Source organism: Bacillus mycoides (genome assembly GCF_001757995.1).
Lineage (GTDB): Bacteria > Bacillota > Bacilli > Bacillales > Bacillaceae_G > Bacillus_A > Bacillus_A mycoides_B.
In genome coordinates this window covers 84,351-109,970 of sequence record NZ_LXLV01000009.1, presented here as the reverse complement: position 1 = coordinate 109,970, position 25,620 = coordinate 84,351, and the positions used below count along the sequence as shown (strand labels likewise).

The 25,620-nt window shown below is 34.5% G+C and carries 19 protein-coding genes; 6 read left to right on the top strand and 13 right to left on the bottom strand.

The features are described from left to right. Window positions 1-192: 192 nt before the first annotated feature. A complete protein-coding gene (locus BWGOE10_RS01970) occupies window positions 193-897 on the top strand; it encodes a glycosyltransferase family 2 protein (protein WP_236735942.1) in 705 nt (234 codons plus the stop codon). A gap of 323 nt (window positions 898-1,220) precedes the next feature. Here BWGOE10_RS01970 and BWGOE10_RS01965 read toward each other — a convergent pair whose 3' ends face one another. From BWGOE10_RS01965 to BWGOE10_RS01950, 4 genes are all read right to left on the bottom strand, one after another. Further along, window positions 1,221-4,196, bottom strand: a complete 2,976-nt coding sequence (locus BWGOE10_RS01965; protein WP_070140714.1) for a YhgE/Pip domain-containing protein — start codon at window positions 4,194-4,196, stop codon at window positions 1,221-1,223. Window positions 4,197-4,501: 305 nt separating this feature from the next. Next, window positions 4,502-5,293, bottom strand: a complete 792-nt coding sequence (locus BWGOE10_RS01960) for an endonuclease/exonuclease/phosphatase family protein (RefSeq protein ID WP_070140713.1) — start codon at window positions 5,291-5,293, stop codon at window positions 4,502-4,504. Window positions 5,294-5,297: 4 nt separating this feature from the next. Then, entirely contained in the window at window positions 5,298-6,935 is a 1,638-nt protein-coding gene (locus BWGOE10_RS01955) for a PTS transporter subunit IIBC (protein ID WP_070140712.1), read from the bottom strand. Window positions 6,936-7,137: 202 nt separating this feature from the next. Next, window positions 7,138-8,802 (bottom strand): glycoside hydrolase family 13 protein, encoded by a 1,665-nt coding sequence (locus BWGOE10_RS01950; RefSeq protein ID WP_070140711.1) that lies wholly within the window; start codon window positions 8,800-8,802, stop codon window positions 7,138-7,140. Window positions 8,803-9,174: 372 nt separating this feature from the next. Here BWGOE10_RS01950 and BWGOE10_RS01945 point away from each other — a divergent pair, with 372 nt between their 5' ends. Further along, the gene (locus BWGOE10_RS01945; protein WP_070140710.1) at window positions 9,175-10,509 is read left to right on the top strand and encodes an FAD-binding oxidoreductase; all 1,335 of its coding nucleotides are present in this window, start codon (window positions 9,175-9,177) and stop codon (window positions 10,507-10,509) included. 122 nt (window positions 10,510-10,631) lie between these two features. Here BWGOE10_RS01945 and BWGOE10_RS01940 read toward each other — a convergent pair whose 3' ends face one another. The 8 genes from BWGOE10_RS01940 to BWGOE10_RS01905 form a co-directional block, all read right to left on the bottom strand. Continuing rightward, window positions 10,632-11,315: an ABC transporter permease gene (locus BWGOE10_RS01940; RefSeq protein ID WP_070140709.1), complete on the bottom strand. Its 684-nt coding sequence runs from the start codon at window positions 11,313-11,315 to the stop codon at window positions 10,632-10,634. Between the two features lie 157 nt (window positions 11,316-11,472). After that, complete coding sequence (locus BWGOE10_RS01935; protein WP_001081901.1) at window positions 11,473-12,162, bottom strand: Crp/Fnr family transcriptional regulator; 690 nt, start codon at window positions 12,160-12,162, stop codon at window positions 11,473-11,475. A 201-nt stretch (window positions 12,163-12,363) separates the two neighbouring features. Beyond that, window positions 12,364-13,326, bottom strand: coding sequence for a carbamate kinase (arcC, locus tag BWGOE10_RS01930; RefSeq protein WP_002139469.1), 963 nt, complete (start codon window positions 13,324-13,326; stop codon window positions 12,364-12,366). Between the two features lie 37 nt (window positions 13,327-13,363). Continuing rightward, complete coding sequence (gene arcD, locus BWGOE10_RS01925; RefSeq protein ID WP_000343045.1) at window positions 13,364-14,779, bottom strand: arginine-ornithine antiporter; 1,416 nt, start codon at window positions 14,777-14,779, stop codon at window positions 13,364-13,366. A 99-nt stretch (window positions 14,780-14,878) separates the two neighbouring features. Beyond that, a complete protein-coding gene (gene argF, locus BWGOE10_RS01920) occupies window positions 14,879-15,877 on the bottom strand; it encodes an ornithine carbamoyltransferase (protein WP_000930304.1) in 999 nt (332 codons plus the stop codon). Window positions 15,878-15,907: 30 nt separating this feature from the next. Then, window positions 15,908-17,140, bottom strand: coding sequence for an arginine deiminase (gene arcA / locus BWGOE10_RS01915; protein ID WP_002091257.1), 1,233 nt, complete (start codon window positions 17,138-17,140; stop codon window positions 15,908-15,910). Window positions 17,141-17,409: 269 nt separating this feature from the next. Further along, window positions 17,410-17,859, bottom strand: a complete 450-nt coding sequence (gene argR / locus BWGOE10_RS01910; RefSeq protein WP_000711835.1) for an arginine repressor — start codon at window positions 17,857-17,859, stop codon at window positions 17,410-17,412. A gap of 153 nt (window positions 17,860-18,012) precedes the next feature. Further along, the gene (locus BWGOE10_RS01905) at window positions 18,013-19,305 is read right to left on the bottom strand and encodes a methyl-accepting chemotaxis protein (protein WP_070140708.1); all 1,293 of its coding nucleotides are present in this window, start codon (window positions 19,303-19,305) and stop codon (window positions 18,013-18,015) included. Between the two features lie 209 nt (window positions 19,306-19,514). On the opposite strand from BWGOE10_RS01905, the gene BWGOE10_RS01900 reads away from it, so the two are divergent. The 3 genes from BWGOE10_RS01900 to BWGOE10_RS01890 all read left to right on the top strand — a co-directional run bounded on the left by BWGOE10_RS01900 (window position 19,515) and on the right by BWGOE10_RS01890 (window position 22,090). Continuing rightward, window positions 19,515-20,237, top strand: a complete 723-nt coding sequence (locus BWGOE10_RS01900) for an amino acid ABC transporter ATP-binding protein (protein ID WP_070140707.1) — start codon at window positions 19,515-19,517, stop codon at window positions 20,235-20,237. Between the two features lie 121 nt (window positions 20,238-20,358). Then, window positions 20,359-21,153 (top strand): ABC transporter substrate-binding protein, encoded by a 795-nt coding sequence (locus tag BWGOE10_RS01895; RefSeq protein ID WP_070140706.1) that lies wholly within the window; start codon window positions 20,359-20,361, stop codon window positions 21,151-21,153. 244 nt (window positions 21,154-21,397) lie between these two features. After that, entirely contained in the window at window positions 21,398-22,090 is a 693-nt protein-coding gene (locus BWGOE10_RS01890; RefSeq protein ID WP_070140705.1) for an amino acid ABC transporter permease, read from the top strand. Window positions 22,091-22,143: 53 nt separating this feature from the next. Here BWGOE10_RS01890 and BWGOE10_RS01885 read toward each other — a convergent pair whose 3' ends face one another. Further along, window positions 22,144-23,229: a fatty acid desaturase family protein gene (locus BWGOE10_RS01885; protein WP_070140704.1), complete on the bottom strand. Its 1,086-nt coding sequence runs from the start codon at window positions 23,227-23,229 to the stop codon at window positions 22,144-22,146. 733 nt (window positions 23,230-23,962) lie between these two features. Between BWGOE10_RS01885 and BWGOE10_RS01880 the strand changes: the two genes are divergently transcribed. Continuing rightward, window positions 23,963-25,489, top strand: coding sequence for an FAD-dependent oxidoreductase (locus tag BWGOE10_RS01880; protein ID WP_070140703.1), 1,527 nt, complete (start codon window positions 23,963-23,965; stop codon window positions 25,487-25,489). The last annotated feature ends 131 nt before the right edge of the window (window positions 25,490-25,620 follow it).

Below are 25,620 nucleotides of genomic sequence, written 5' to 3'. Positions count from 1 at the left end.
TTTCCCTTTGTTGTTCGATTTATTTTAAGGCACGTACTAAAGCATCCATCTATATAAACAGTATGGAAAGCTTGAAAAATAAATAGTCCCCCTTTTTCATGTGTGGCTGTAAAGTCATGGTTGTTTATTTTGTATACAAACAATTGCTAATGAAATAATAAATATGAACTAAAACAGAAAGAGGAGATTCAAGTGATTACAAAACCTAGACTTCTTCTAAGTATGGTGGTTAAAAATGAAGAAAATCGTTATCTGCATAGAGCGTTAGAACATCACTTGCCATTTGTGGACCATGTGGTGATTGTTGACGATGCAAGCACAGATGGGACAATAGAATTATGTAAAAAACTATTAAAAAATACTCCTTATACACTTATAGAAAATGAAAATTCTATGTTTACAAATGAGGTTCAGCTTCGTCAAAAACAATGGGAAGAAACTGTAAAATTGAAACCTGAATGGATTTTAAATTTAGATGCAGACGAAATTTTCGAATCTGGTTTCGAACAAGAAATAGGAAATATTTTAACTCATAATCACTATGACGCGGTTTATTTTCGGCTATATGATATGTGGTCAGAGACCCACTATAGAGATGACGATTACTGGAAAGCCCATCGTTATTACCGTCCATTTTTAATAAGGTATCATGATGAATTAACGTATAGTTGGAACAATAGCCCTTTACATTGCGGAAGATTTCCTAATACTATTTCGCAATTTCCTTATACATGTCATTCATCCAGAATAAAACATTATGGATGGGCTCAAGAAAATGACCGCAAAAGGAAATATAAACGCTATAAAAAGCTAGATCCTGATGCCATATATGGATGGAAGGAACAATATGACTCTATATTAGATCCTACTCCCAATTTAGTGAAATGGGAGGACTAATGGTTCTGGTGCAAAAAATATAACACTTGTGCAATGAATCTTTAAATCTTGAACACACTGATACTATTGCTCTACAAGAGATATGTGATCAGTATGAAAAAGGAAATTTGGTTTAGATGGAGGCACTATCAGCCAAATATTATTTTGAGGTGTTACAGTAAACCTGGAACACAGTATAGAGAGATAAATTATTCTATATAAGAGGTGTTCACCAGCAAAAAGAGGAAGAACCATTAAACAACCCATTCGCAGAAGCATTAAAGAAATTAAAATTTGATTAAAATAAAAGGTTCCTACCACTATCGGTAGGAACCTTTTTGTTTTTAATGAATAATTTTACTTCCTTTTGCGTTCTCAACAAACTTTTCACTCGATTTGTTAATTGGTGTTTTCAGTAATAACGCAGCAATAATCATAACTACTACGAAAACACTTAACACAAGTAAATCTCTTATTACTATATCCCAAAGCATTCCACCTACTGTTTCACGAATTGCACTAATTGCATATGTGAATGGTAAGAATGGATAAATCGCTTGGAAGAATGGTGGTGTCATTTGAATTGGGAACGTACCACCCGATCCTGCTACTTGTAGTACAAGTAAAATGATCGCCATCGATTTCCCAACGTTTCCGAAAATAGAAACGAGTGAGTACACGATACAAACAAATACTCCCCCAATAAATAAACTAAATAACACAAACCAGAACTTATCGACTACGTACGTACCGAGTAGGAATATATCCCCCATCGATACGATAAACGCCTGTGAAAGACCTATCGTTAAGAATGTTAATAAACGTCCAAAGTATATTTCATGGCTCTTATAATTAGCGCCCTCTTCATGTACTTCTACCGTTAATAACGAAACCATTAATAGTGCACCAACCCATAGTGCAAGCACTGTGTAGAATGGTGACATCGCTGAACCGTAGTTCGGCATCGCAAATAATTTATTCTCTTTTAAATTTACTGGATTTGCGAAGTAATCACTTTGCTTTTCAACATCATTTTTTAATAAGCGTATGATGTCTTTTATATCCTCTTCTGATTCAAAATCACGAATTTTATTTGCTAATTCTTTAATCTTTTTCTCGGTAGCTGGCATTTCAGCTTTAATATCTGCAATTTTCTTTTGACCATCTACTAAGCCTTTTGATGAATCTTCAAGTAATTTTTTCACATCTGGAAGCTTCTTATCTGCCTCGCCTAAAATTTGAGATGTATTTTTAGACATCTCTTTTGTACGAGCAATTGCTGCATTGAAATTTGGAGTGATTTCTGAGTCATATTTAGCTAAAATGTCACCAATTTGGCCCGAAACATTTTTAGACACTTGATTAATACTTTCAATAACATCTGCTGCTGGTTTTTGACCTTTATTAATAGCGTCAATTCCTTTATCAGTTAAATCGATTCCTTTTTGCAAACCATCTTTTGCTTTATTTAACTTAGCAATTGTGCCATTAAGATTTTTATCACTATTCACATCGCCCAAAACTTTATTTGTACTTTCCATAACAGGAATCATATCATTAACTAAATTCCATCCTGCTTTGAACTGTCCATTTAAATCATTTAAGGCTACTTTTGTAGAATCTAATCCATTAACACCTTTGTTACTTAAGTCTTCTCTTGCTTTTTCAAGCTCCGTTTTTAATCTGCTGTAATCATTTACAGCCTTATCATATTTTTCTCTACCATTGTCTAATGCTTCATTTGTTTGGTTTACTAAATCATTTGCTGCTTTTATATCTTGATTTAAATTCCCTCTTAACTGCTGAGCGTCTTCTTTTACATTTTCAGCTTTGTTTTTCAATTGCTCAGCTGTGCTTACTGCTTTTTCGAAATCTGCTACAAACGTAGCATTGTAATCTGCTTCTGCTTGATTTACCAAGTTATTTATTGCATCTAATTTTTTATTAGTAGCGTCTCTTACATCTTGTTTCACTTCTTGCCCTGTACCAATAATATTGGCAATATCTTTAACGCCACCATTTGCATTTTCAATAGCTGATTTAAGGTTTGTTAATTTTTCTATTCTCTTTTGGAAGAATTCTTTTCCAAAATCAGTTGGTGCAGACTCTTTAAATTTAGTAAAGACATCAATTAAATATGAAACACTATCTGCTCGACCTTGCAGCGTCTCAGAAACCTTATTAAGATCTTGTTTCGCTTTTTCCGGATCAAAATTACCATTTTGCAACCCGTTTATAACACCTTGTGCATAAGTTGTTCCGACACGTATCGAACTAAAAACATTATTTACAGTTTGATCAATATTTTTAGCAATATTTTTATACCCCTCACCATTCACTTGCGGTAACGCTGGAATTTCTGGTATTTGTGGTACTTGCGGAATAGTTATATTAGGCAACACTGGGAATTTAGCCGGATCTGGAAGTGTCAGATTAGAATCAAATGATGGATTTTTTAAGAAATCCGTAATTGCTGCCGCACTATCTAAACCTTGTTGCATTACAATTAAATTATTCTTAATTGTTCCAGGTGCACGTTTCAAGGTTTCATCATTTCTCGCAAAGAATTTATCTAAATTCCCTAACGCTTCTTGCCCATCATTCATAACACTTTCTACAACTGGCAACTCTTTTTGCGCTACTTTCACAACATCTTCTGCCCGAGTCGCATCATCTAATGCCTTATCCACAAGTGTATTCATTTCTGGGAACTGTGCTTCTAACTTAAAGACAAGATCCTTGACCTTCTCAATACTCGGTAAGTTAGTTTCTAAATCGATTCCAAGGTCATTGAAGATTTTAAAAATCTCACCGTTTGCTGTTTTAACAAAGTTTTTACTAACCTCTTCTGTAAGACCCGATGCACCTTTAGCTGTAATCTTCGGTGCAATGGCATTCACCTTTTCATTTACATAGTAATCAATTTCCGGTTTCTGTGGATTTTCATTCAAGACTGTTGCAATCTTTTCAGAAAAATCTTTTGGAATAGTAATACTTGCGGAATAATCTCCACGCTCTACTCCATAAATTGCTTGCTTTTCATCAACAAACTTCCACCCGAAATTTTTGTCCTTCTTAAGTGAATCTACAATTTCTTCCCCGATGTTAATATCTTTCCCTCTTAAATTTGATCCAACATCTTGGTTAGAAACTGCAATCTGGATTCCTTTCGTATTTCCGTAAGGATCCCAAGAAGCTTTAATGTTAAACCATGCATATAACGATGGTAAAATCATTAACCCTAATACAATAACAATTGCAGCCCAATGTTTAGCTACATTCCGTAAATCTGTCTTATAAATACGCCAAATCTGTTTCATATAAGCAATCACCTAATTATATATTTTTCTTTCTTTAGAAAATGATACATACATTTTGCAATTATATCACTTTCTACATCGTGGATTAAACGAAAACATACTATTTTTCCCATTAAATATTTCACTTACTTCATTATATAACGAAGTAAAAAAAGTATGCATACAAAATGACCAAATTAGTTTTACATTCAATAATAACAAATATATAGGAAATGTCATAAAAAATACAAGTATTTTCTCTTGGGAATACTTGTATTTATCAAAAAACCCTCCCAGCTTTTCATTATCTGTGAGGGTTTCTTCTATTATATATCTAATTGTACTTCTACACCGAAATGATCAGAAATTACATTTCGATTTGTTCCATTAAAAATGACTTTTGAAGAATTAACTGTTTTACTTTGATTGCTTAATATTAGGTCGATTCGTAAGTTTTGTTTATTTTCATCCCAACCAGCAATCTCTCCTTGGACAGTTGTTCCTTCATCCTTCTCTATCGCTAGTTCATATGTGTCATATAAACCTTTTTGCATCGTATACTCATAACCCTCTCCTTCCAAACGAGCATTGTTATTAAAATCACCCATTAAGAAGGAAAGTTCATTGCTATTTACACGCTCCATTAAACGATCCACTTGATCTTTGAATGATTCTTCTTCATCATTCCACCAACCGAGATGGCAAGAATAAAACGTTATATTCTTATCATTATAAGCAATTGTTGCACTTACAATTTTGCGTGTTTTCCAATACGTTGTATCCTTATTTTCTGAGACAAAGAACGTATCGTCCTTTACAATGTTGTGCTTTGTTATAATTGCTAATCCTTCTTCGTACACATCATATCCAATATGAGAGAAATCCCAAATAATATTGTATTCTTTTACATTTAATGCTCTTAACTCTTCTAGCAGTAAAAGTCCAAAATTATCTTTTTTCTTGTTACCGCATACATTTTCAGCTTGTATAGACTGACTTACTTCTTGCAATGCGATCACATCATAATCTTCTTCTTGAATTGCTTTAGCAAGATACTTTATTTTTTCAATTTGATTCTCTTCTTGCCAAGAGTGACAATTTAAAGTTAGCAATTTCATATTATTACGCACCTAACATATCTTGAATGTCTGACTTTAATACGTCAGCTTTCGGGCCATATACGGCTTGTACACCTTTATCTTTAACGATAAGTCCTAAAGCACCATTTTGTTTCCATTGTGCTTCTGGTGCAACAACATCTAAATCTTTTACTGTTATACGTAAACGTGTCATACAAGCATCTACGTCAGCGATATTATCTTTTCCGCCCAATAAATCAATAACTTTTGTTGCTAATGAACCATCTTGTACATTTCCTGTTCCTTCTGATGACTCATCTTCATTATCAATATAGTTACCTGCACGTCCTGGTGTTGGTAAATTGAATTTTTTAATTAAGAAATTGAATAACGTAAAGTTAAGACCGAAGAACACTAATGAAACAATGACAAAGTTAATTAAATCTCTTGTTAATCCTGCATTGACCATCATTGGTGTACGTGTAACTAACTCAATAAATCCAAATGCATGAACACGTAAATCAATTAAATCTACTAATGCGAATGCAAGTCCTGTTGTAATTGCATACACAACATATAATACTGGCGCAATAAACATGAACATGAATTCAATTGGTTCTGTTACACCTGTTAAGAATACTGCTAATGCAGCTGATAAGAACATTGGTTTATATTTTGCACGTTTTTCTTTATCAACATTACGGAACATCGCAAACGCAATCCCCATTAACGCTGCTGTTGAGCCGATAACTTGTCCAGCTTTGAAACGAGCTGGTACAACGTTATTTAATAAATCGTTATATGCTTTCGTATCTCCATTTGCTAATAAGTTATTTAAATCTGTAATCCATGCAAGCCATAATGGATCTTGTCCTGCTACAACTTGTCCAACTTTTGAACCAGTTAACATCGTATATGTTCCGCCTAGCTCTGTGTAGTTCATCGGAATCGTTAACATATGATGTAATCCAAACGGTAATAATAAACGTTCTAACGTTCCGTATACAAACGGTGCAACAACTGGTGCACTGTCTTTAGATGCTGCAATCCAGCGACCAAATTCATTTAATCCACTTTGGATAAATGGCCATACAAGTGATAATACAATCGCAGTGACTGTAGACCAAACAATTACAACGAATGGTACGAATCGTTTTCCATTAAAGAATGCTAATGCCTGTGGCAGTTTGTTATAGTTGTAGTATTTGTTATATAAAGTAGCTCCTAAGAAACCTGTGATAATCCCTACGAACACTCCCATGTTTAATGCTGGTGCACCAAGTACAGAAGTGAAATAATCTTTTACAAGTAAATCACCTGCTAATGATGAAGAAACTGTCGCTTTTGAATCCGCTAACATTTGGGCGTTTACGCCAAAGATAGCTCCTGTAATTCTATTTGTTAAGACGAATGCTAATAGTGCTGCAAATGCACCACCTGCGCGATCCTTCGCCCAAGATCCCCCAATTGCTACTGCGAATAAAATGTGTAGATTTGTTATAATTGCCCAACCGATGTCTTCCATTACGCGAGCAATTGTATGAACTGCGTTAATATCCCCAGCAGACATCCCAATTAACTTACCGATGGAAATCATTAAGCCCGCTGCTGGCATTACAGCTACAACCACTAATAATGCCTTCCCGAACTTTTGCCAAAAATCAAAAGACGTAATTTTCATCTTTTCTTCCTCCCCTTTATTTATAACAACATAATGATTTAAATTATAATTTCTGTTTCTCTTATGAAAACGATTCCTTATGTTACTTTTTTCTCTTTACGCAACCGTTTTCATAAATCTATTTTAATAAAAGCGTTTTCACATTGCAATAGAAATTTTTTTTTTTTCATAAAAAAAGATGCTCGAGGAGCATCCTTTTTCATTATGAAATGCGATAAACCCTTGTTTCATAAGGTTTTAACGTGATTGTAGTTACTTGATCGTGCTCGGCAACTTCATAGTTATTTAAAAGCAAACGTTTGCGTTCTAGTACGAATTTATCCTCACTATACACTGCTTCCTCTTCCGAGATATTACTAATAACAATGATTTTTTCATCATTTAATGTACGAGTATATGCGTAAATTTGCTGATCATCTTCTAAAAGTAAATGATACGCACCATAATTTAACACATCGTGCTCTTTTTTCAAGGCAATCATCTTCTTGTAGAAATTGAAAATAGATCCCTCTTCATTTTTCTGCTTTTCAACATTAATTTCCTTGTAATTTGGATTCATACCAAACCAAGGGTTTCCTGTTGTAAAACCAGCATTACTTTCGGCATTCCATTGCATAGGTGTACGTGAATTATCGCGGCAAGAAGCCCATATAATTTCCATCATATCTTGATGTGATACTCCTTCTGCAATTTTCTCACGATATAAATTTTTAACTGCTACATCATCGTAATCCTCAATATTTGGGAACTGAACATTTGTCATACCAATTTCTTGTCCTTGATAAATAAACGGTGTGCCGTGCATAAAGAAATACATCGCACCTAAAGCCGTTGCACTTTCACGCCAATATTCTGTATCATTTCCCCAAGTAGACACAATACGTGGCTTATCATGATTTTCAATGTATAAAGCATTCCATCCCTTATTTTCTAAACCTTTTTGCCACTTTGTTAATACTTTTTTCAACTCAACAACATCAAGATCTTTCTTCTTTTCTGCATCCCATAAGCTTAAATGCTCAAATTGGAATACCATATTGAATTTACCGTTCTCTTCTCCAACCCAAAGATCAGCATCTTCAACTTTCACACCATTTGCTTCTCCAACAGTCATAATATCGTATTTAGCAAATGTGTTTTCTTTTAATTCTTCTAGTAATGGCTGAATACCATTTACATTCATATGTTTGTCAAAAGAAGGCACATACTTTAACCCTTTTGGGTTTGGCATATCCTTGAGGCCTTCTTCTTTTTTAATATGACTAATCGCATCGACGCGGAAACCATCAATACCTTTATCAAGCCACCAATTAACAGTATCATATAAAACTTCACGAACTTCTTTATTCTCCCAGTTCAAATCTGGTTGTTTACGCGAGAATAAATGTAAATAATATTGCTCAGTCACTTCATCATATTCCCATGCAGAACCATTAAAAATACTTTCCCAATTGTTCGGTTCCGCGCCTTCTTTACCATCCTGCCAAATATACCAATCACGCTTCGGATTGTCTTTAGATGAACGAGATTCAATAAACCACGGATGTTCATCACTCGTATGATTAATAACTAAATCAATAATAAGCTTCATATCACGCTTATGAACTTCATCTAGTAAAGCATCAAAGTCTTCCATCGTACCAAATTCATCCATAATATCTTGATAATCACTAATATCATAACCATTATCGTCATTAGGTGATTTATACATTGGACAAATCCAAATTACATCTATACCTAAATCTTTTAAATAATCCAGTTTTTCAATAATACCTTGTAAATCTCCAATACCATCACCATTTGAATCCATAAAGCTACGTGGATAAATTTGATAAGCGACAGCTTCTTTCCACCATGTTTTCTTCATAATAACTCTCTCCTTTTGCATCTCGATTTTTTTATGCAAACGTTTTCGTAACACTATCATAACAAAATATGAATAGTTTGCAACTGTTTTCATTGAACTCTATGTAGTTTCCTTATTCTTATGCTTTATTTATTTCTCACAAAGATAAAGTGAAACTTTAATCAGTGGGGAGGTGTCCATTCCCCGCTGATTATTAGCCCTTACCAATCGAGCTTTTACGAGCAGCACTATCTTCTTTGCTTCAGCCGGATTGTCTTACTGCTCGCAAATAACAGGATAAATCTAACCCTTCTCTTCTTCTCGTCCATGCGTGTTAAATAAACTCTTCATATACTAATACAAGCTCATATTATTTCAGAAAGGAGATATAAATTGAAACAAACAAAATTAACTGGTCGTATCGTCGTTCCCTCGGATCCTGGGTATGACATAGCCCGAATGAATTTAAATTTAAGTATTCCAAAACTCCCTTGTATTATTGTTTTTTGCCAAAATAAAAATGATGTCTGTAATGCCTTAAAATGGGCACGCGAACGTCATATACCATTTCGCTTAAGAAGCGGACGTCATAGCTATGAAAATTTTTCTCTTTTAAATAGAGGACTTATTATTGATGTGAGTGAAATGCATCGCATTACTGTTAATACAGATAAATTAACAGCAACAATTGAAGCTGGTGCAAATCTTGGCACTGTTTATAAAGAGCTTTGGAATTATGGTGTTACAATACCGGCTGGTACAAGTGCAAGTGTTGGAATTGTTGGATTAACACTTGGCGGTGGTATCGGTATGCTTTTACGCTTATTTGGATTAACATGTGATCAATTAGTAGAAGTTGAAATGGTACAAGCGTGCGGTAAATTTGGTGCAAAAATCATTCGTGCAAACGAACAAGAAAACCCTAACTTGTTTTGGGCGTGTCGAGGTGGTGGTGGTGGAAATTTCGGAATTGTTACTTCTTTAACTTTTCGAGTACATCCTATAAAAAATGTATCAATCTTCTCAATTACATGGGAATGGGAAGATTTTATCGCTGCATTTCAAGCTTGGCAAAACTGGGCGCCTTATATAGACGAACGTCTCACTTCATCAATTGAATTATTCGCAAAGCAACGAAATAAAATTGAAGCACAAGGTGAGTTTGTTGGCTCTCCCTCTGAACTCCATTCCTTATTATCTCCTCTTCTTGAAACGGGTACCCCCTCTCTCTTTATAGATGAAGTTCCTTATATAAAGGCTGTTGAATTTTTTAACAGTGTTAACATCCCTGAAAACTTCAAGCGCTCCGGCTCCTACTTATATAAGCCTATCCCTCTTAAAGGCATTCAAATCATGCAATATTTTCTTTCTCATGCACCAAATAAAGATGCGAGTATTTGGCACCAATCGCTCATAGGTGCTGTAGAAAACATTTCACCTAATGAAACAGCTTATTTCCATCGTAAAGCAATTATTGCTCAAGAATACATTACCTCTTGGAAATGTGATGATGAAGAAAATCAAAATATACGCTGGGTTAAAGATTTAAGAGAAAGCTTAGATCCTTATACACTAGGTGACTATGTCAATTGGCCCGATATCGACATTAAAAATTGGCAAACTAGTTATTATGGCTCTAACTTTCAACGATTGCGTAAAGTGAAGACAGCATATGACCCTTGTAATGTTTTTCGTTTTCAACAAAGTATCCCACCCTTTCATACGTAAAAAAGGGGATAAAATAAAAAATCATCCAATATGCCGTTACCTCACAGCGTGTTGGATGATTCAAGTTGATTTTCTATATCGTTTCAAATTATTGCTCCTACTCATAAACTTTCAATTACGGATTAATTGTATTTCTCATCATTTTTATGCAATGAATGTAATTTAATATTTGGTACTTTATCTTTTTCAATACCGCTATTATAAGCAACAGGAATTTGAAATTCGAATTGTTTTGTCTCATGTTTTTGTAAATAGACTGGTTTCGGTATTGGATAACCTTTTGAATTCTCGTTTGCATTATCATATAAAACAACTTTTAATGCCTGTGAATGATTACGATAATTTTTTAAAGTCACAATGCACTTTTGTTCGATATCCTCTCCATTTTTCTCCATTCTACACTGGCTATCTTCTTTTTTATATTCTATCGCCTCTACCCCTGTTTTTCCTGCGTAGTACCATGTTTTATTCAATGTATGGAGGATGTTATTTAAAATAAACGGCATCATTAAAATCAAAATACTAATGCCTACTACTTTTATCTTATTCATTGTTCTAAATGTACTAGATTTCTTTTTTACTAGCCATTTTACAAATAATATAAATGCGATTATATGTAGTAAGAAAGAAACAATTAATATATTTGAAACTTTATAATCCATATAAATATATGTATATACCGGAACCTTATAGACATTGAATAGTTTTTCCCCAATTAATTCATTATCGTTTGGAATTTTTAATAATAACAAAACCCCTATACTGTAACAAATAGCTACTAATCGATCATACTCAATTCGAACCATTCCTTCTCCCCTTCCCTTTGCTTTTTTATTATCGATTTTAGCTATTATTACCATACTATACAATCATTTTATAGAGGATAACGTAAAAAAGTTCCTTATAAATATATAAAGAACCTTATTAATATACAATAAGAATTAGAAAATCAATATGCAATTTTCACATAGAGATCTCCTCAAAATATGTTGGATTATGTATTGTAATTTTTTTATCCAGAATTGTAACAATACTATCGTTTTTTAATTGTTTTAATACGCCGCTAACCGTCTCTCGGGACGTCCCAGATATTTTTGATATTTCAATTGTTGTAAGTGGGCATGAAATTACAATCGTTTCGCCACTCTGTTCTCCTAAATCTTGCATTAAATAATTTAATGTTTGAATGACTCGATCTTGTGCATTAGGAATTGTAATATTTTGCACTCGATTTTCGTTTAGTTTTAATATTGATGATAATTGCTGAACAACGTACATTAATTGCGTCCTACTAGATTTCACCATATCTTCGAAAATTACTGTCGGAATATAATATACCTCTACATCTGTCATCGCTTCTGCCGTATAGTTATATCCTCTGTCTGTAAACATACCACCATAAGGAAAAATAGAATACCGCTTTACATAGTCATCATATAATAAATTTCCACTTTGATTTACCCGCTCTAACTTTACAAAACCATCTAACATGAAGTAAATTCTTTCTCTTGAATCCCCTTCTAAAAATAAAAATTGACCCTTTTTATAAGTTCGCCAATAGACAAACTCCGCCAAACCTTTCAATTTCTTTTCTGTTAAATGAGCAAATAATTCAAATTGTTTTAAGTCTTTAACTACGTTCCGTCTATTCATAAAATTCCCTCTCTCTTGCTGTATGTTGGAGCGAAAAGTCAAGAAAGCGTATTCAAATTAAATTTTATCATAATTAACTTATATATTAAGATTTCATCATGAAAACTTTATGAACAATGAGTACAAAAAATATTAATAAATAAAAAGAATGAAGTTACTAACTTCATTCTTTTTTTACTAATAAATAGCGCACACAATTATTTAAACATACATGCATACATTCTGTTTAGAAATAATAGTACCAGCTTTTTCTTCTAGTGCTTCATATACTTTTTCTAAAGACGTAATAATTGTTTTTCTTTTTGGATTTGTATTAACAAAATTAATAGCAGCTTCAATTTTTGGAAGCATACTTCCCGCAGCAAATTGTTTTTCCTCAATGTATTCTTCTAATTGATTCACTGTGACATGCTCTAATTTCTTTTGATTCAGTTGATTATAATTTACATACACATGATCAACTGCAGTTAAAATTACGAGCGTATCAGCATCTACTAATTCAGCTAATTTCTGCGCAGCGAAATCTTTATCGATAACCGCTTCAGTTCCTTTTAACCCTTCTTCGGAATCAATTACTGGAATTCCACCACCACCAACAGCTATCACTATATTTCCATCCTCAACTAAAGAATTAATTACTTTATGCTCATGAATACTTACAGGCTTCGGTGATGGAACAACACGTCTCCACCCTCTGCCAGCATCCTCTTTAAACACTGCTTTTGTTTCTTCCATTAATCTTCTTGCTTCTTCTTCCGTATAAAAAGGACCAATTGGTTTAGTTGGATTTTTAAATGCCTCATCTTTTTCATCCACGACAACGCGTGTTATAACCGTTGCTACGTCTTTTTTTATATTCCGTTTTTTCAATGCCTTTTCAATCGCATTTTCCATCCAATATCCAATCATCCCTTGGCTCATTGCACCACAAGTATCTAATGGCATTGCAGGTGTCTTTTCCGTTTCTGCAGCTTTTTGCTGTAATAAAATATTCCCCACTTGCGGGCCATTTCCGTGCGCAATTACTATATCTACATCATTTTCCATTATTTTTACAAGTTGTTCCGCTGTTTTTTCTAATGCTTCTTGCTGTGCCCCTGCAGTAGCTTTTCCAGACTGTATCGCATTTCCCCCTAGTGCAACTACAATTTTTCTTCGTGCCATATTTCAGCCCTCCAGTTAATTTCGCTTTCACAGCGCTTTATAAAGTAATACTGCCTGTAATTAATCCATAAATCGCAAAGAATGCTAAAGCACCAATTGCTACCGATGATGCTAATTCCACTCGAGTAAATATTTGCTTCGAACTCTTTTGCTTTTGAACATTGTAAAAAATAAAAATACCTGGCGCATATAAAGTCATAGTTAATAATAAATACTCTAAACCAGCTGCATAAACTAACCACACACCATAAATACTTGCTATCAAACCAATTATTATATTTTTATTTCGATCCACTTCTTCAGACTTTAAGCTATGCTTCAGTTGATAAAATGCTGAAAAAGCATATGGGATTAAAATAGCTGAAGATGCTAAAGAGAATGCAAAGTTATACGCCTGATCGGAAACGACGAATGTTAATAAGAACATTTGAATTAAGCCATTTGTTATCCATAATGAATTTATTGGAGCCTTGTTTTTATTTTCTTTTGCAAACCATTTTGGAAATACTCCGTCTTTAGCCGCCAAATATGGAATTTCAGATGCGAGTAAAGTCCAGCCTAACCAAGCACCTAATACAGAGATGACTAAACCTAAATTAATAAAGATAGCCCCCCATTTTCCAACAACACTTTCAAATAAATAAGCCATAGACGGATTTTTCAAATTAGCAATATCTGCTTGCTGCATAAGTCCAAGAGACAGTAATGTAATTAAAATGTAAATGATGAGTGTACCAATTAAGCCAATAACCGTTGCTTTCCCTACATCACTTCTATTTTTTGCTCGACTAGATAAAACAACAGCCCCTTCTACCCCAATAAACACCCATAAAGTTACAAGCATTGTACTTTTAACCTGGCTGCCAACCGCTCCCCATGAAAAAGAACCAGTTTGTCCCCAAAATCCATCTAGAAACGTATCAATATGAAACGCGAAGATTCCTATAACAATAAATACAAATACAGGTACTAATTTTGCGATTGTAGTTACTAAATTCACAAGTGCTGCTGATTGAACTCCACGTAAAATTAACATGTGAACACACCATAATAATACGCTTGCACCAATAATGGATGCTACATTTTGACCGCCTTCAAAGATTGGGAAGAAATACCCTAATGAAGAAAACAATAATGTACCGTAAGCTACATTACCAAGCCAGGCAGATAGCCAATATCCCCACGCACTATTAAATCCCATAAAATTACCAAACCCTGCTTTTGCATAGCTAAAAATACCGCCATCTAAATCTGGCCGTTTTACAGTTAGATTTTGAAAAGATAATCCAAGCGCAATCATCCCAATTCCTGTTATAACCCAACCAATAATAATGGCTCCAGCTCCAGCACCTTTTGCCATATCACTTGCTAAATTAAACGCTCCACCGCCAATCATAGACCCCACTACAAGCGCCGTTAATGTAAACAACCCTAATTTCTTATCTTCATCCATTCCACTCACCTCTCTTTAATTGCAATAACAATACGAAAGCCATAGTGAATGATAGTGTCTAAAGGAGGAGAAAGAAGAAAGGAAGACTCCCTTTCTTCTTTACTCCATGTTTCCTAAAGTAGCTGCCATAACCGCTTTAATTGTATGCATTCTATTTTCAGCCTGATCAAATACTTTTGAATGTTTACTGCGGAATACTTCGTCAGTTACCTCCATTTCCCTCAACCCATATTTCTCATAAACTTCCTCACCATACATCGTTTCAACATCATGGAATGCGGGTAAACAATGTAAGAAAATCACATTTTCATTTCCTGTTTCTTTAATCATTTTCATATTTACTTGATAAGGTTTCAATAACTCGACACGTTCAGCAAATTTTTCTTCCTCACCCATAGACACCCATACATCTGTATAAATTACATCTGCATTCGCAACAGCTTCTTCCACATTACTTGTTATCATTACCTGTTCATTATATTTTTTTGCTAAATCAATTACTTCTTGCTCTGGCCATAAAGATTCCGGTGTACAAATACGTACATCCATTCCAACGATCGCTCCACCAACTAGTAAGCTATTAGCAACATTATTTCGTCCATCTCCAACGTAAACGAGCTTCACATTTTTTAATTTCCCTACATGTTCTCTAATTGTTAATAAATCTGCAAGTGTTTGTGTTGGATGCCACATATCTGTTAATCCATTCCAAACCGGCACACCAGAATTTTGTGCTAAAGATTCTACAGTTTCATGATTAAATCCACGAAACTCAATTCCGTCAAACATGCGTCCTAACACTTTTGCTGTATCCTCTACGGATTCTTTTTTCCCAAGCTGAATATCACCTTTCCCTAAATATTCAGGGTTCGCCCCCAAATCTGTACATGCTACTGTAAATGCACATCGCGTACGAGTAGAGGTTTTTTCAAATAATAGCGCTACATTTTTACCTTCTAAATAATGATGTGGGACACCGTTTTTCTTTTTCTCTTTTAATTCTGCTGCTAAATCTAGAAAATATAATAATTCTTCTTGTGTAAAATCTTTTTCAGCTAGAAAACTTCTTCCTTTTAAATTTGGTCTAGTCATTAACATACTTCATCCCTACTTTCTCCGTTATTTATACTAAATATCTTTACGAACAATTGGCATACTCATGCAACGTGGACCCCCACGACCACGAGATAATTCCGAACTTAGCACCTCAATGACTTCTATACCATGCTCCCTTAATAAAGTATTGGATACATAGTTGCGATCATATGTAACAACTACACCTGGCGCAATTGCTAATGTATTAGAACCGTCATTCCATTGTTCACGAGCGGAAGCAATTGCATCTCCTCCTCCACAAGGAATAAGAACTAATTCACTTAAACCTAATACCTCTTTTAATGCTTCCATTAAAGAAGTACGATGTGTAATTTTAAGAGTTTCCGCATCTGGACCTTTTTCTAAAATATAAATATTCATATTTCCTTTTGGCCCTTGAATGGCTGGGTGAATTGTAAACTTGTCATAATCAACCATTGTAAACACTGTATCTAAATGCATAAATGCTCGGCATTTTGGAATTTCTATTGCTAACACTTTCTTAATTTTATTTTGTCGGCTAAAAAGATTTTTAGCTAAACGTTCAATTGCTTTAGCTGACGTACGGGCAGATACTCCAATTGCAATTGTTTCTTCATTTAAAATTAGCTCATCGCCACCTTCAATTGGAAACTTATAATCACGATCTAGCCAAATTGGCACATTGTGATTTGCAAATCTTGGATGATATTTAATGATGTACTCCATGAATAATGATTCACGTCTACGCGCCGGTTCTCTCATCTTATTTATCGTTAAGCCATCGCCCACGCTAGCTGCTGGATCACGAGTAAAATATAAATTAGGCATTGGGTCTAAGTAAAACGGATAATGATCTTCCATTAATTCGTATAAATGTGTCTTCTTACTTGTTTCAATTTCGTTTTTCCGTACACCACCCATAATTTTTTGAATTAATTCTTCATTTGAAAAGGAAAGTAAATATTCTTTTAAAGTTTGATGTGCAACATTTACGTCAGCCTGTCCTTCTTCTAAAATACGATCAACAAATTCTTCTCGAAGTTTTTTATCTACTAATGCCTCAGCAGCTAGTTTTTCTAAATAAAGAACTTCAACACCCCGATTGCGTAATGTTTGTGCAAAATAATCATGCTCTTTTTGAATAATTGGTAAGTATGGAATATCGTCAAATAATAATTGTTGCAAATAATCTGGCGTTAAGTTTTCCACTTCTTTACCAGGTCGTTTTAATAACACCGTTTGTAATTCCCCAATTTCTGAAGTAACATGTATCGGATGCTTCATTTGTTGTACCTCCTTTTAAATATGTTTGATGTCTTACAAGTACATAATAAATGCTACGCGCTTTCATCTTTGTGAAAACATCCACATTATCATTGTGAAATATTAAACAAGTTATTTTTTTAAAATCATATGAATTTGTATTTTTATAACACTCCATCCCGCTTTTTCAATAAAAAAATACATATATTACGCATATATGCTGAATATTTAACTTCCGTATTTACACAAAAATCCTGTTTTTAATTTTTATTAAAAACAGGATTTTGCATCTAAATAATTAAATTTAACCTTTCTTCTAAAATCTCCCTATCTGATTTCGACTGAGAAATTATAAGGCATGTATCATTTCCACATATACATCCTATTTTTTCTTTCCAATCTAACTCATCAAACAAAACACCAATAACATGTGCATTACCGGGTAATGTTTTAATAACCATTAATTGATCTACACAATCAATTTTTACAACAACCTCTCGTAATTTTTTCTTTAACTTTATATCAGTTTGTAAATGCTCTTCTGAGAAAAATTTATATATCATTAATCCTTCTTGAGAAGGTACCTTCGTTAAGTTTAACTCACGAATATCTCGAGAAACTGTAGCTTGTGTTACTAATACATCTTTTTTTGCTAACAATTCTACTAATCTTTCTTGCTTCTCTATTTCATACTCCTTTACAAATTGTTTAATTAATCGTTGTCTTTTTTCTTTTTTCATAAAAGACACCCCTTTTAATATTATAGCTCGCTATAATTTTCATCCGAAAGGGACAGAAAAGAATGTTGCGGAAACGTTCATAGTTTATACTTTTTAACTGTAGATATTAAATCTAGTTAAAAAAAGAGAAGAACAGCATTCTGTTCTTCTCTTTTACATCGAAAATCGTTCAATCGTTTGTTTTAAATCCGCTGATTGCTTCTCTAAGTCTTTTAATAATTGATCGATTGCTATCATATTTTTAGACTGTTGCAACGTCACACGTGCCACTTCTTGTGAACCAGCTGACGTTTCTTCCGCAATTGCTGCTACAGCCTTTGTTTGTGCTCCTGTTTGATGAATGTGACTCACTTGTTCATTCATATAACTACTAATTTGCTTGGTTGCATCGGCTACTTCCATAACACTTGATGACATTTCTTTTAAAATTAATTCTGTAGCTTCTCCGCGTTTCGCCTCTTCTTTAGCTTTCTTGACCTGCTCTGTCATTTTCAATGCGACTTGCTGTACTTCATCTTGCATATTCCGTAATAACTGCGATATGTTTTTTGCGGAATGATCACTTTCATCAGCCAATTTACGTACTTCTTCTGCTACAACCGCAAAGCCTCTTCCATGCTCTCCTGCACGAGCTGCCTCAATAGAAGCGTTGAGTGCTAATAAATTTGTTTGGGTAGCAATCTCACTCACAACAGAAACAATGTGTTCAACTTGTTTCATTCGCTCTTCTAATTTCTGTACATTTTCCATCGAATCTTCATTTTCTCTCGCCAATGTTTGAATACCTTGAATTAAAGAAGTAAATACACGTGTACTTTGTCCTAAAGCTTGAACCATTTCTGAAGACAACTCGTCAGACTGTTTTGCTTTTCCTTCTACTTCATTTGCAATAGAAGTCGTTGTATCAACAGTAGAAACGATCGCTTGAATCGATGCCGCTGATTGCTCGGCACCAGAAGAAATCTCCGCAAGAGTTTCAGACACACCTTGTGCTTGTTTTGTCGCTTCACCTGTTTGTTTTCTAATTTGCTGAACTTGATTATTTGTATACGAAAATGTAGTATCGATATTTTTTACCATGCCCCTTAAGTTCCCTAGCATCATATTAAATGCAACACTTAAAGATTTAATCTCATCATCTGTCTTTGGCAATGGGACATCTTCACGAATATCACCTTCAGCCGCTTTCCTTGCTGATTCTTCCAACTTTCGAAGTGGTTTAATTAAAAATATTGCTGCCCCATACGCTAAAATTCCAGACCATACTACACCTAATAACATAACGATAATATTATAAACAGTTTGACTTACATAACTTTGAAAATAATCATATATAACGTAAATAAAAAATAAACTTGTTGAATATGTAATTAAAGCTAAAACTGTAGTAAATAGCATAAGCTGTATACGTAAACCAAAGGAAAATGTCTTCCTTTCTTTTTCCATCTCTTCTTTCCCCTTCTTATAAGCAATATAGGTGCTACCTATATATTATTATCCATATTTTCGTTATAGAAAGATATAGAGATTTTAAAAATCATAATTCCCTTGAATATCAAATTCCGCCAAAAAAATAAAGGATTCTGACAATTTATGACTAATAACAGAAATAAGGGGCAACATTTGTAAAATATATTTTTGACTGGGGGTTTTGTATGATTCAAGTTCGAAATCTAGTAAAATCATTCGGCTCACTTGATGTTTTAAAAGGAATTGATTTAGAAGTAAAAGAAAAAGAAGTTGTTGTTTTAATTGGTGCCAGTGGTTCCGGCAAAAGTACATTACTTCGCTGTCTTAACTTTTTAGAAATGTACGATGAAGGTGAAATTCACTTACAAGGTGAACGAATTGATCCAAAGCATTCAAACTTAAACAAAGTCCGTGAAAATGTCGGTATGGTTTTTCAGCACTTTAACCTCTTTCCTCATATGACCTCACTAGAAAACATCACAGAAGCACCTATTCATGTAAAAAAATTAGAAACAGCAAATGCAAAGGATATTGGAAATCAGCTTTTGCAAAAAGTTGGCCTACAGGATAAAGCAGATGTAACTCCCCACCTCCTTTCCGGTGGTCAAAAACAGCGCATTGCCATTGCGCGAGCTCTTGCTATGAATCCTAAAATTATGCTATTTGATGAACCTACCTCAGCTTTAGACCCTGAACTTGTTGGAGAAGTGTTGCAAGTTATGAAAGAACTTGCTGAAGAAGGAATGACAATGGTTATTGTTACTCATGAAATGAATTTCGCAAGAGATGTAGCTGACCGCGTCATCTTTATGGATGACGGGAAAATTGTGGAGGAAGCTCCTCCCGCACAATTCTTTTCAGCTCCATCACATGAACGGGCCAAGCAATTTTTACGCAACGTTTTATAATGTAACTTCTGTTTCAAACGAAAAGAAATACAGTCATACGGTGCACAACTAATCATCCAAATAAAATATCTCGATAACATACTTAAAACCATCCGTATGATCAATATATAGGAGGGGTTTTATGAAAAGAAAACTATTAACTATTGTTGCGAGTATTACACTGTGTACATCCTTCATACTAGGAGCCTGCAGCAAGGAAAGCACTACTACTTCATCTAATGGTGAAAAAGAATTTCGTTATGCGATGAGTGGTTTATACAAACCTTTTAACTATAAAGAAAATGACGGAAAGCTTGTCGGTTTTGATGTAGAAATAGGTGAAGCTCTCGCGAAAAAGATGGGAATGAAACCTGTTCCTGTTACAAATCCTTGGGAAACATTGATTCAAGGTCTACAATCAAAAAAATATGATGTGATATTAGGAAGTATGGCAATTACAGAAGAACGATTAAAAGCCGTGAATTTCTCAAATCCATATTATCGTTCTGGTGCACAAATTTTTGTAGCTAAAAAGAATACATCTATCTCTTCTCCAGAGGACTTGAAAGGTAAAAAAATAGGTGTTGTAAAAGCAAGTACTTTCAAAACCCTTGTTGCAAAATATACAGATCAAATTACAGAATATGATAGTGATATTACTGCACTTATGGACTTAGAACCAGGACGTGTAGACGCAGTTATTACTGATCAAATGGTTGGTCTTCGCATGATTAAAGAAGGTAAATCAAATATAAAAGAAGCTGGAAAACCGTTAAACCTTGATGAAATGGGAATTGCTATTCATAAAGACAATAAAGACATGGTCGAAAAGGTAAATAAAGCGCTAGATGAAATCATTAAAGACGGCACGTATGAAAAGATTAGTAAGAAATGGTTTGGGCGTAATATTCTTGGAGACGAGGCAAAAACAAAGTAAGTTGGCTATTCAAAGATTTCATAAATCATGCCCCACTTTCCATCCCGCTATTTGCGGGCAGTAAAACCTCCACTCCAAAATTTGGTTGTAAAACAAAGAAGTTAGATAGGAGTCGGACTGCCCGTACATGCCCGATTGGTGAAGGCTAATAATCAGTAGGGGGGATCCCCCCACTGATTAAAGTTTCACTTTATGTGGGGCATTTCATTCCCTACTAAAATCCATACAATATGAGGTGACACATATGTTTGAAATTTTTATCTCTACCTATCCCACACTCTTAAAGGCTACTATTGTCACATTACAATTAACACTAACATCCCTATTACTCGGTTCACTAATTGGATTACTAGTCGCTTTCTTTCGAATCTCTAACAATAAGGTTTTAAATAGTATTGCTCATGTATACATCGCCATTATTCGTGGTACACCTTTAATTGTTCAAATTGCTATTCTCTATTTTGGGATTACATCCGTTGTTGTTTTTACCCCTTTTTGGGCAGGAGCAATTGCTTTAGCAATTCATAACGGTGCATATATTACTGAAATTTTCCGCGGATCAATTCAATCCGTTGACCGTGGACAATTAGAAGCTGCTCGCTCTTTAGGGATGCCTTACCCTTTAGCGATGCGCCGGATTATATTACCACAAGCATTTCGTCTGTCTCTTCCCCCTCTAGGGAACCAATTTATTATTGGATTAAAAGATTCTTCACTTGTCGCTTACGTAGGACTGTCCGAACTATGGGGATCGGGTTTATCTATTGCTGCAGGTAACTTCCAACAATTAGATACATATATAATCGTTGGTCTATACTATCTTGTACTTGTTCTTCTATTTACTTATTTTGTTAATCTTTTAGAGAAACGACTACAACGGAAAGAAAATAACTCTGTCCACGTCAAAACAAAGAACAAGAAAGAAGTTTCTTTATAACAAAAAGCAAGCTCTAAGAGAGCTTGCTTTTTCATCGCAAAATATATCTACGTTTATTGATTTACTTTTTTTATAGTCTCTTTTTCCTCTATATGTTCCTCACGATATGAAATATTATGAGGATCCAATCCATTTCCTAAAGAACCATAGAAATGCTCCCTATGTGGATCAACTAATTCACTTCCGTGATAATACACACGTGGTGTATTCCAAAGTGCTGCCAATGCTTTTGTCATCGGCATTTCGTGATAGCGTTCCGGCCACATTTCTTTAATTTTATCTTTTACTAATGGATAGTATTTAGAACTCATAGCAGGAAACAGATGATGTTCTGTATGGTATGAGAAATTGAAATGTAAAACGTCTACCCAGCGCGGTACTGTGACTGATAAACAGTTTGCTAAAGGATCATTTACTGGAACAATTGGATTTAAGCGGTGATTTGTTGCGATATACGCCATTACAATAAAGTTAGCAATTAACAACGGAATCACGTATGCAAAGAACCACTTTGTAGGTCCCATAATAAACAATAAACTAATCCAAACTGTCCAGGGCAAAAGAAGTTGAAGCCATACAGATTTTTGATTGGATGACTTAAATTCTTTTATAAAATGAAAGAACATTCGAGTCGAATGTAACGTAAATTGAATTGTTAATGACAGAAAACTAAAGAATGAACGTACATGAAGAGGCATGCGATATACCCAACTCAAAAACTTACTCTTTTTCAGTTTCTCAAATGTCGGCCATGCATCTGGATCATTCTCTTCATGCTGTGTGTGAACATGATGCGTTGCATTATGCCACTTTCTCCAAAGTTTTGGGCCAGTTGATAATGGCATAAATGCTATCGCACCTAAAAAATCACGAAGCCATGCCTTTCTTACAACTGTTCCATGTAAAATTTCATGTCCTAAAAATCCAAGTGAAGCAAAACATAATCCAAGAACAATCGCAATTCCTAAATTTGCCCACACATTCAATTCAAATACACCAATCGCTATTAACCCCGCTAATGCCACAAGTAAATAAGCCAGTCCACCAAATAAACGAGTAGGAACTGGTTTAAATGCTTTTTTTGGCAAATGTGGTGATACACGCGCTGCATACCACCCAAACGTATGAAGCTCCTTCATCCTTTTGCCCCTTTCTTATGCCGCGCCCTACGCGACTTGCATATATCAATTCTTGCTTCCAGATTGATTTTACTAGGTGATCCAAAAAGCATTTATCATAAGGAAAATATACTCACTCTATCGTCACTTATTTCTCGCTTTTATTATCAATGAAAAACATTTCTCTTTTTACTCTCTATCAACCTTTCCACATGATGAATCATAACAATAGACTTTCTACATTGTCAACAACTTTTATGACCTAGTAATAAAAGTTGGTTATACTTTTATAAGTATACTTTATTTCACTAAAGAAAGAGTATGGATTTCACAAGGTTTTATCGCTATACATACACATCCACTTAAACAACACAGACTCTATCTCATTCAAGAACTCTCTATGTAATCCGCAAATGGAATCATTTGAATTTAGCTTTATATAAATCCTACTTCTTCATACTGCCCCAACAAAATAATTATATTAAAATAATTTTATCTTTCGTTTAATAAAGTGAAACTTTAATCAGTGGGGGTTTTGTTCATCCCCCACTGATTATTAACCCTCACCAATCGGGCGTTGACGGGCAGCAAGGCTCCCACCTAACTTCTTTGCTCCAGCCGAATTTTGAGGTGGGAGTTTTACTGCCCACAAATAGCGGGATAAAAATAGAACGCTATGAAAACAACATACATGAATTCCATATAATATGGAAATATTAAAAGGAAAATTGTTCTAATTTAGGAGGTTTTCAAAATGACAGATGACACATTTCCGCAGTTACCATCATCCTATTGGATTGAATCTACTCAATTTCCTACTTTTCCTCATTTATCCGAAAATATAAAGACAGAAGTTGCTGTTATCGGAGCTGGTATTACAGGCATTACCACCGCCTATTTACTCGCTAAAGAAGGAATGAAAGTCGTTTTAATTGATTCTGGTTCTGTTTTAAATGGAACAACTGGGCATACAACCGCAAAAGTAACAGCTCAACATGATCTTATTTATGATGAATTAATAAACAATTTTGGTGTGGAAAAAGCTCAACTTTACTACGAATCAAATAGTAAAGCTCTACAATTCATAAACGAGACTGTACAAGCATATAAAATCGACTGTAATTTCACAAATGAAGATTCGTATTTATATACAACTACCAATAATGGCCTGCGAAATTTAACGAAAGAATATGAAGCCTATCAAAAACTAAATATTCCTTGTGACTATGTTCAATCCCTGTCGATTCCTATTCCCGTACAATCTGCACTTGTGATGAAAAATCAAGCGCAATTCCATCCTCTTCTTTATTTAAAAATACTTTTAGAAAAGTTTGTGGAGATGGGCGGAAAGGTTTATGAGCAAACAACAGCTATTGATGTGGAAAAAGGAGATTATCCACAAGTAATTACAAAGGGTGACCATCGCATCACTTGTAAATATATTGTCTCTTGTTCACATTTTCCTTTTTATGATGCTAATAGCTTTTTCTTTACGCGAATGTACGCAGAACGCTCCTATGCTCTCGCAATAAAAGCAAAAACGGATTACCCAGGGGGCATGTATTTAAGTATCGATGATCCCAAACGCTCCTTACGCTATACGACAAAAAATGGAGAAAAGCTAATATTAATCGGCGGAGAGAGTCATAAAACAGGACAAGGAATAAATACGATGCTTCATTACGAAGCACTCTATTCTTTTGCTGAAGCAACTTTTGGAGTAGATGAAGTTCCCTATAGATGGTCAGCACAAGATTTAATCACGCTAGACAAGCTTCCTTATATCGGACATATTAACGAAAGGAATCCAAATATATTTGTGGCAACTGGATATCGTAAATGGGGAATGACGACTGGAACTGCAGCAGCTCATTTACTGAAGGACTCCATTCTAAAAGTCCACAGTCCATATAAAGAACTGTTTGCACCATCACGCTTTCATGCAAATCCAGATATAAAAACTTTCCTCTCTCAGAACATTGATGTTGCCAAACACTTAATTGAAGGGAAAATTGAAACCGCATTACGTAAGCCAGAAGACCTTGAAGTTGGCGAAGGATCTGTTGTACATGTCAACGGTAAACGAGCAGGTGCTTATAAAGATACAGAAGGAAAATTACATATCGTCGATACAACTTGCACACACCTTGGCTGTGAAGTTGAATGGAATAACGGTGATTGTACTTGGGATTGTCCTTGCCACGGTTCTCGTTTTTCAATTGATGGAGATGTTATGGAAGGTCCCGCAGATCAGCCATTGAAACGAGTTGATAACGAGTAAAAAATAAAGAAGTTCAACGGAAATCCCGTTGAACTTCTTTATTTTCATGAAGCTTTTTTAGATAAATTTCGACAAAAGAAGGGAAAAATTAACATTTAACAAAATAATATATTAATTTACAAAAAAGAGGT

Bases quoted from the DNA above. Each gene is read 5' to 3' on its own strand.
- BWGOE10_RS01965 (WP_070140714.1), bottom strand. From the start codon at position 4,196: ATGAAACAGATTTGGCGTATTTATAAGACAGATTTACGGAATGTAGCT.
- BWGOE10_RS01960 (WP_070140713.1), bottom strand. From the start codon at position 5,293: ATGAAATTGCTAACTTTAAATTGTCACTCTTGGCAAGAAGAGAATCAA.
- BWGOE10_RS01955 (WP_070140712.1), bottom strand. From the start codon at position 6,935: ATGAAAATTACGTCTTTTGATTTTTGGCAAAAGTTCGGGAAGGCATTA.
- BWGOE10_RS01950 (WP_070140711.1), bottom strand. From the start codon at position 8,802: ATGAAGAAAACATGGTGGAAAGAAGCTGTCGCTTATCAAATTTATCCA.
- BWGOE10_RS01940 (WP_070140709.1), bottom strand. From the start codon at position 11,315: ATGGTTCGAATTGAGTATGATCGATTAGTAGCTATTTGTTACAGTATA.
- BWGOE10_RS01935 (WP_001081901.1), bottom strand. From the start codon at position 12,162: ATGAATAGACGGAACGTAGTTAAAGACTTAAAACAATTTGAATTATTT.
- arcC (WP_002139469.1), bottom strand. From the start codon at position 13,326: ATGGCACGAAGAAAAATTGTAGTTGCACTAGGGGGAAATGCGATACAG.
- arcD (WP_000343045.1), bottom strand. From the start codon at position 14,779: ATGGATGAAGATAAGAAATTAGGGTTGTTTACATTAACGGCGCTTGTA.
- argF (WP_000930304.1), bottom strand. From the start codon at position 15,877: ATGTTAATGACTAGACCAAATTTAAAAGGAAGAAGTTTTCTAGCTGAA.
- arcA (WP_002091257.1), bottom strand. From the start codon at position 17,140: ATGAAGCATCCGATACATGTTACTTCAGAAATTGGGGAATTACAAACG.
- argR (WP_000711835.1), bottom strand. From the start codon at position 17,859: ATGAAAAAAGAAAAAAGACAACGATTAATTAAACAATTTGTAAAGGAG.
- BWGOE10_RS01905 (WP_070140708.1), bottom strand. From the start codon at position 19,305: ATGGAAAAAGAAAGGAAGACATTTTCCTTTGGTTTACGTATACAGCTT.
- BWGOE10_RS01900 (WP_070140707.1), top strand. From the start codon at position 19,515: ATGATTCAAGTTCGAAATCTAGTAAAATCATTCGGCTCACTTGATGTT.
- BWGOE10_RS01895 (WP_070140706.1), top strand. From the start codon at position 20,359: ATGAAAAGAAAACTATTAACTATTGTTGCGAGTATTACACTGTGTACA.
- BWGOE10_RS01890 (WP_070140705.1), top strand. From the start codon at position 21,398: ATGTTTGAAATTTTTATCTCTACCTATCCCACACTCTTAAAGGCTACT.
- BWGOE10_RS01885 (WP_070140704.1), bottom strand. From the start codon at position 23,229: ATGAAGGAGCTTCATACGTTTGGGTGGTATGCAGCGCGTGTATCACCA.
- BWGOE10_RS01880 (WP_070140703.1), top strand. From the start codon at position 23,963: ATGACAGATGACACATTTCCGCAGTTACCATCATCCTATTGGATTGAA.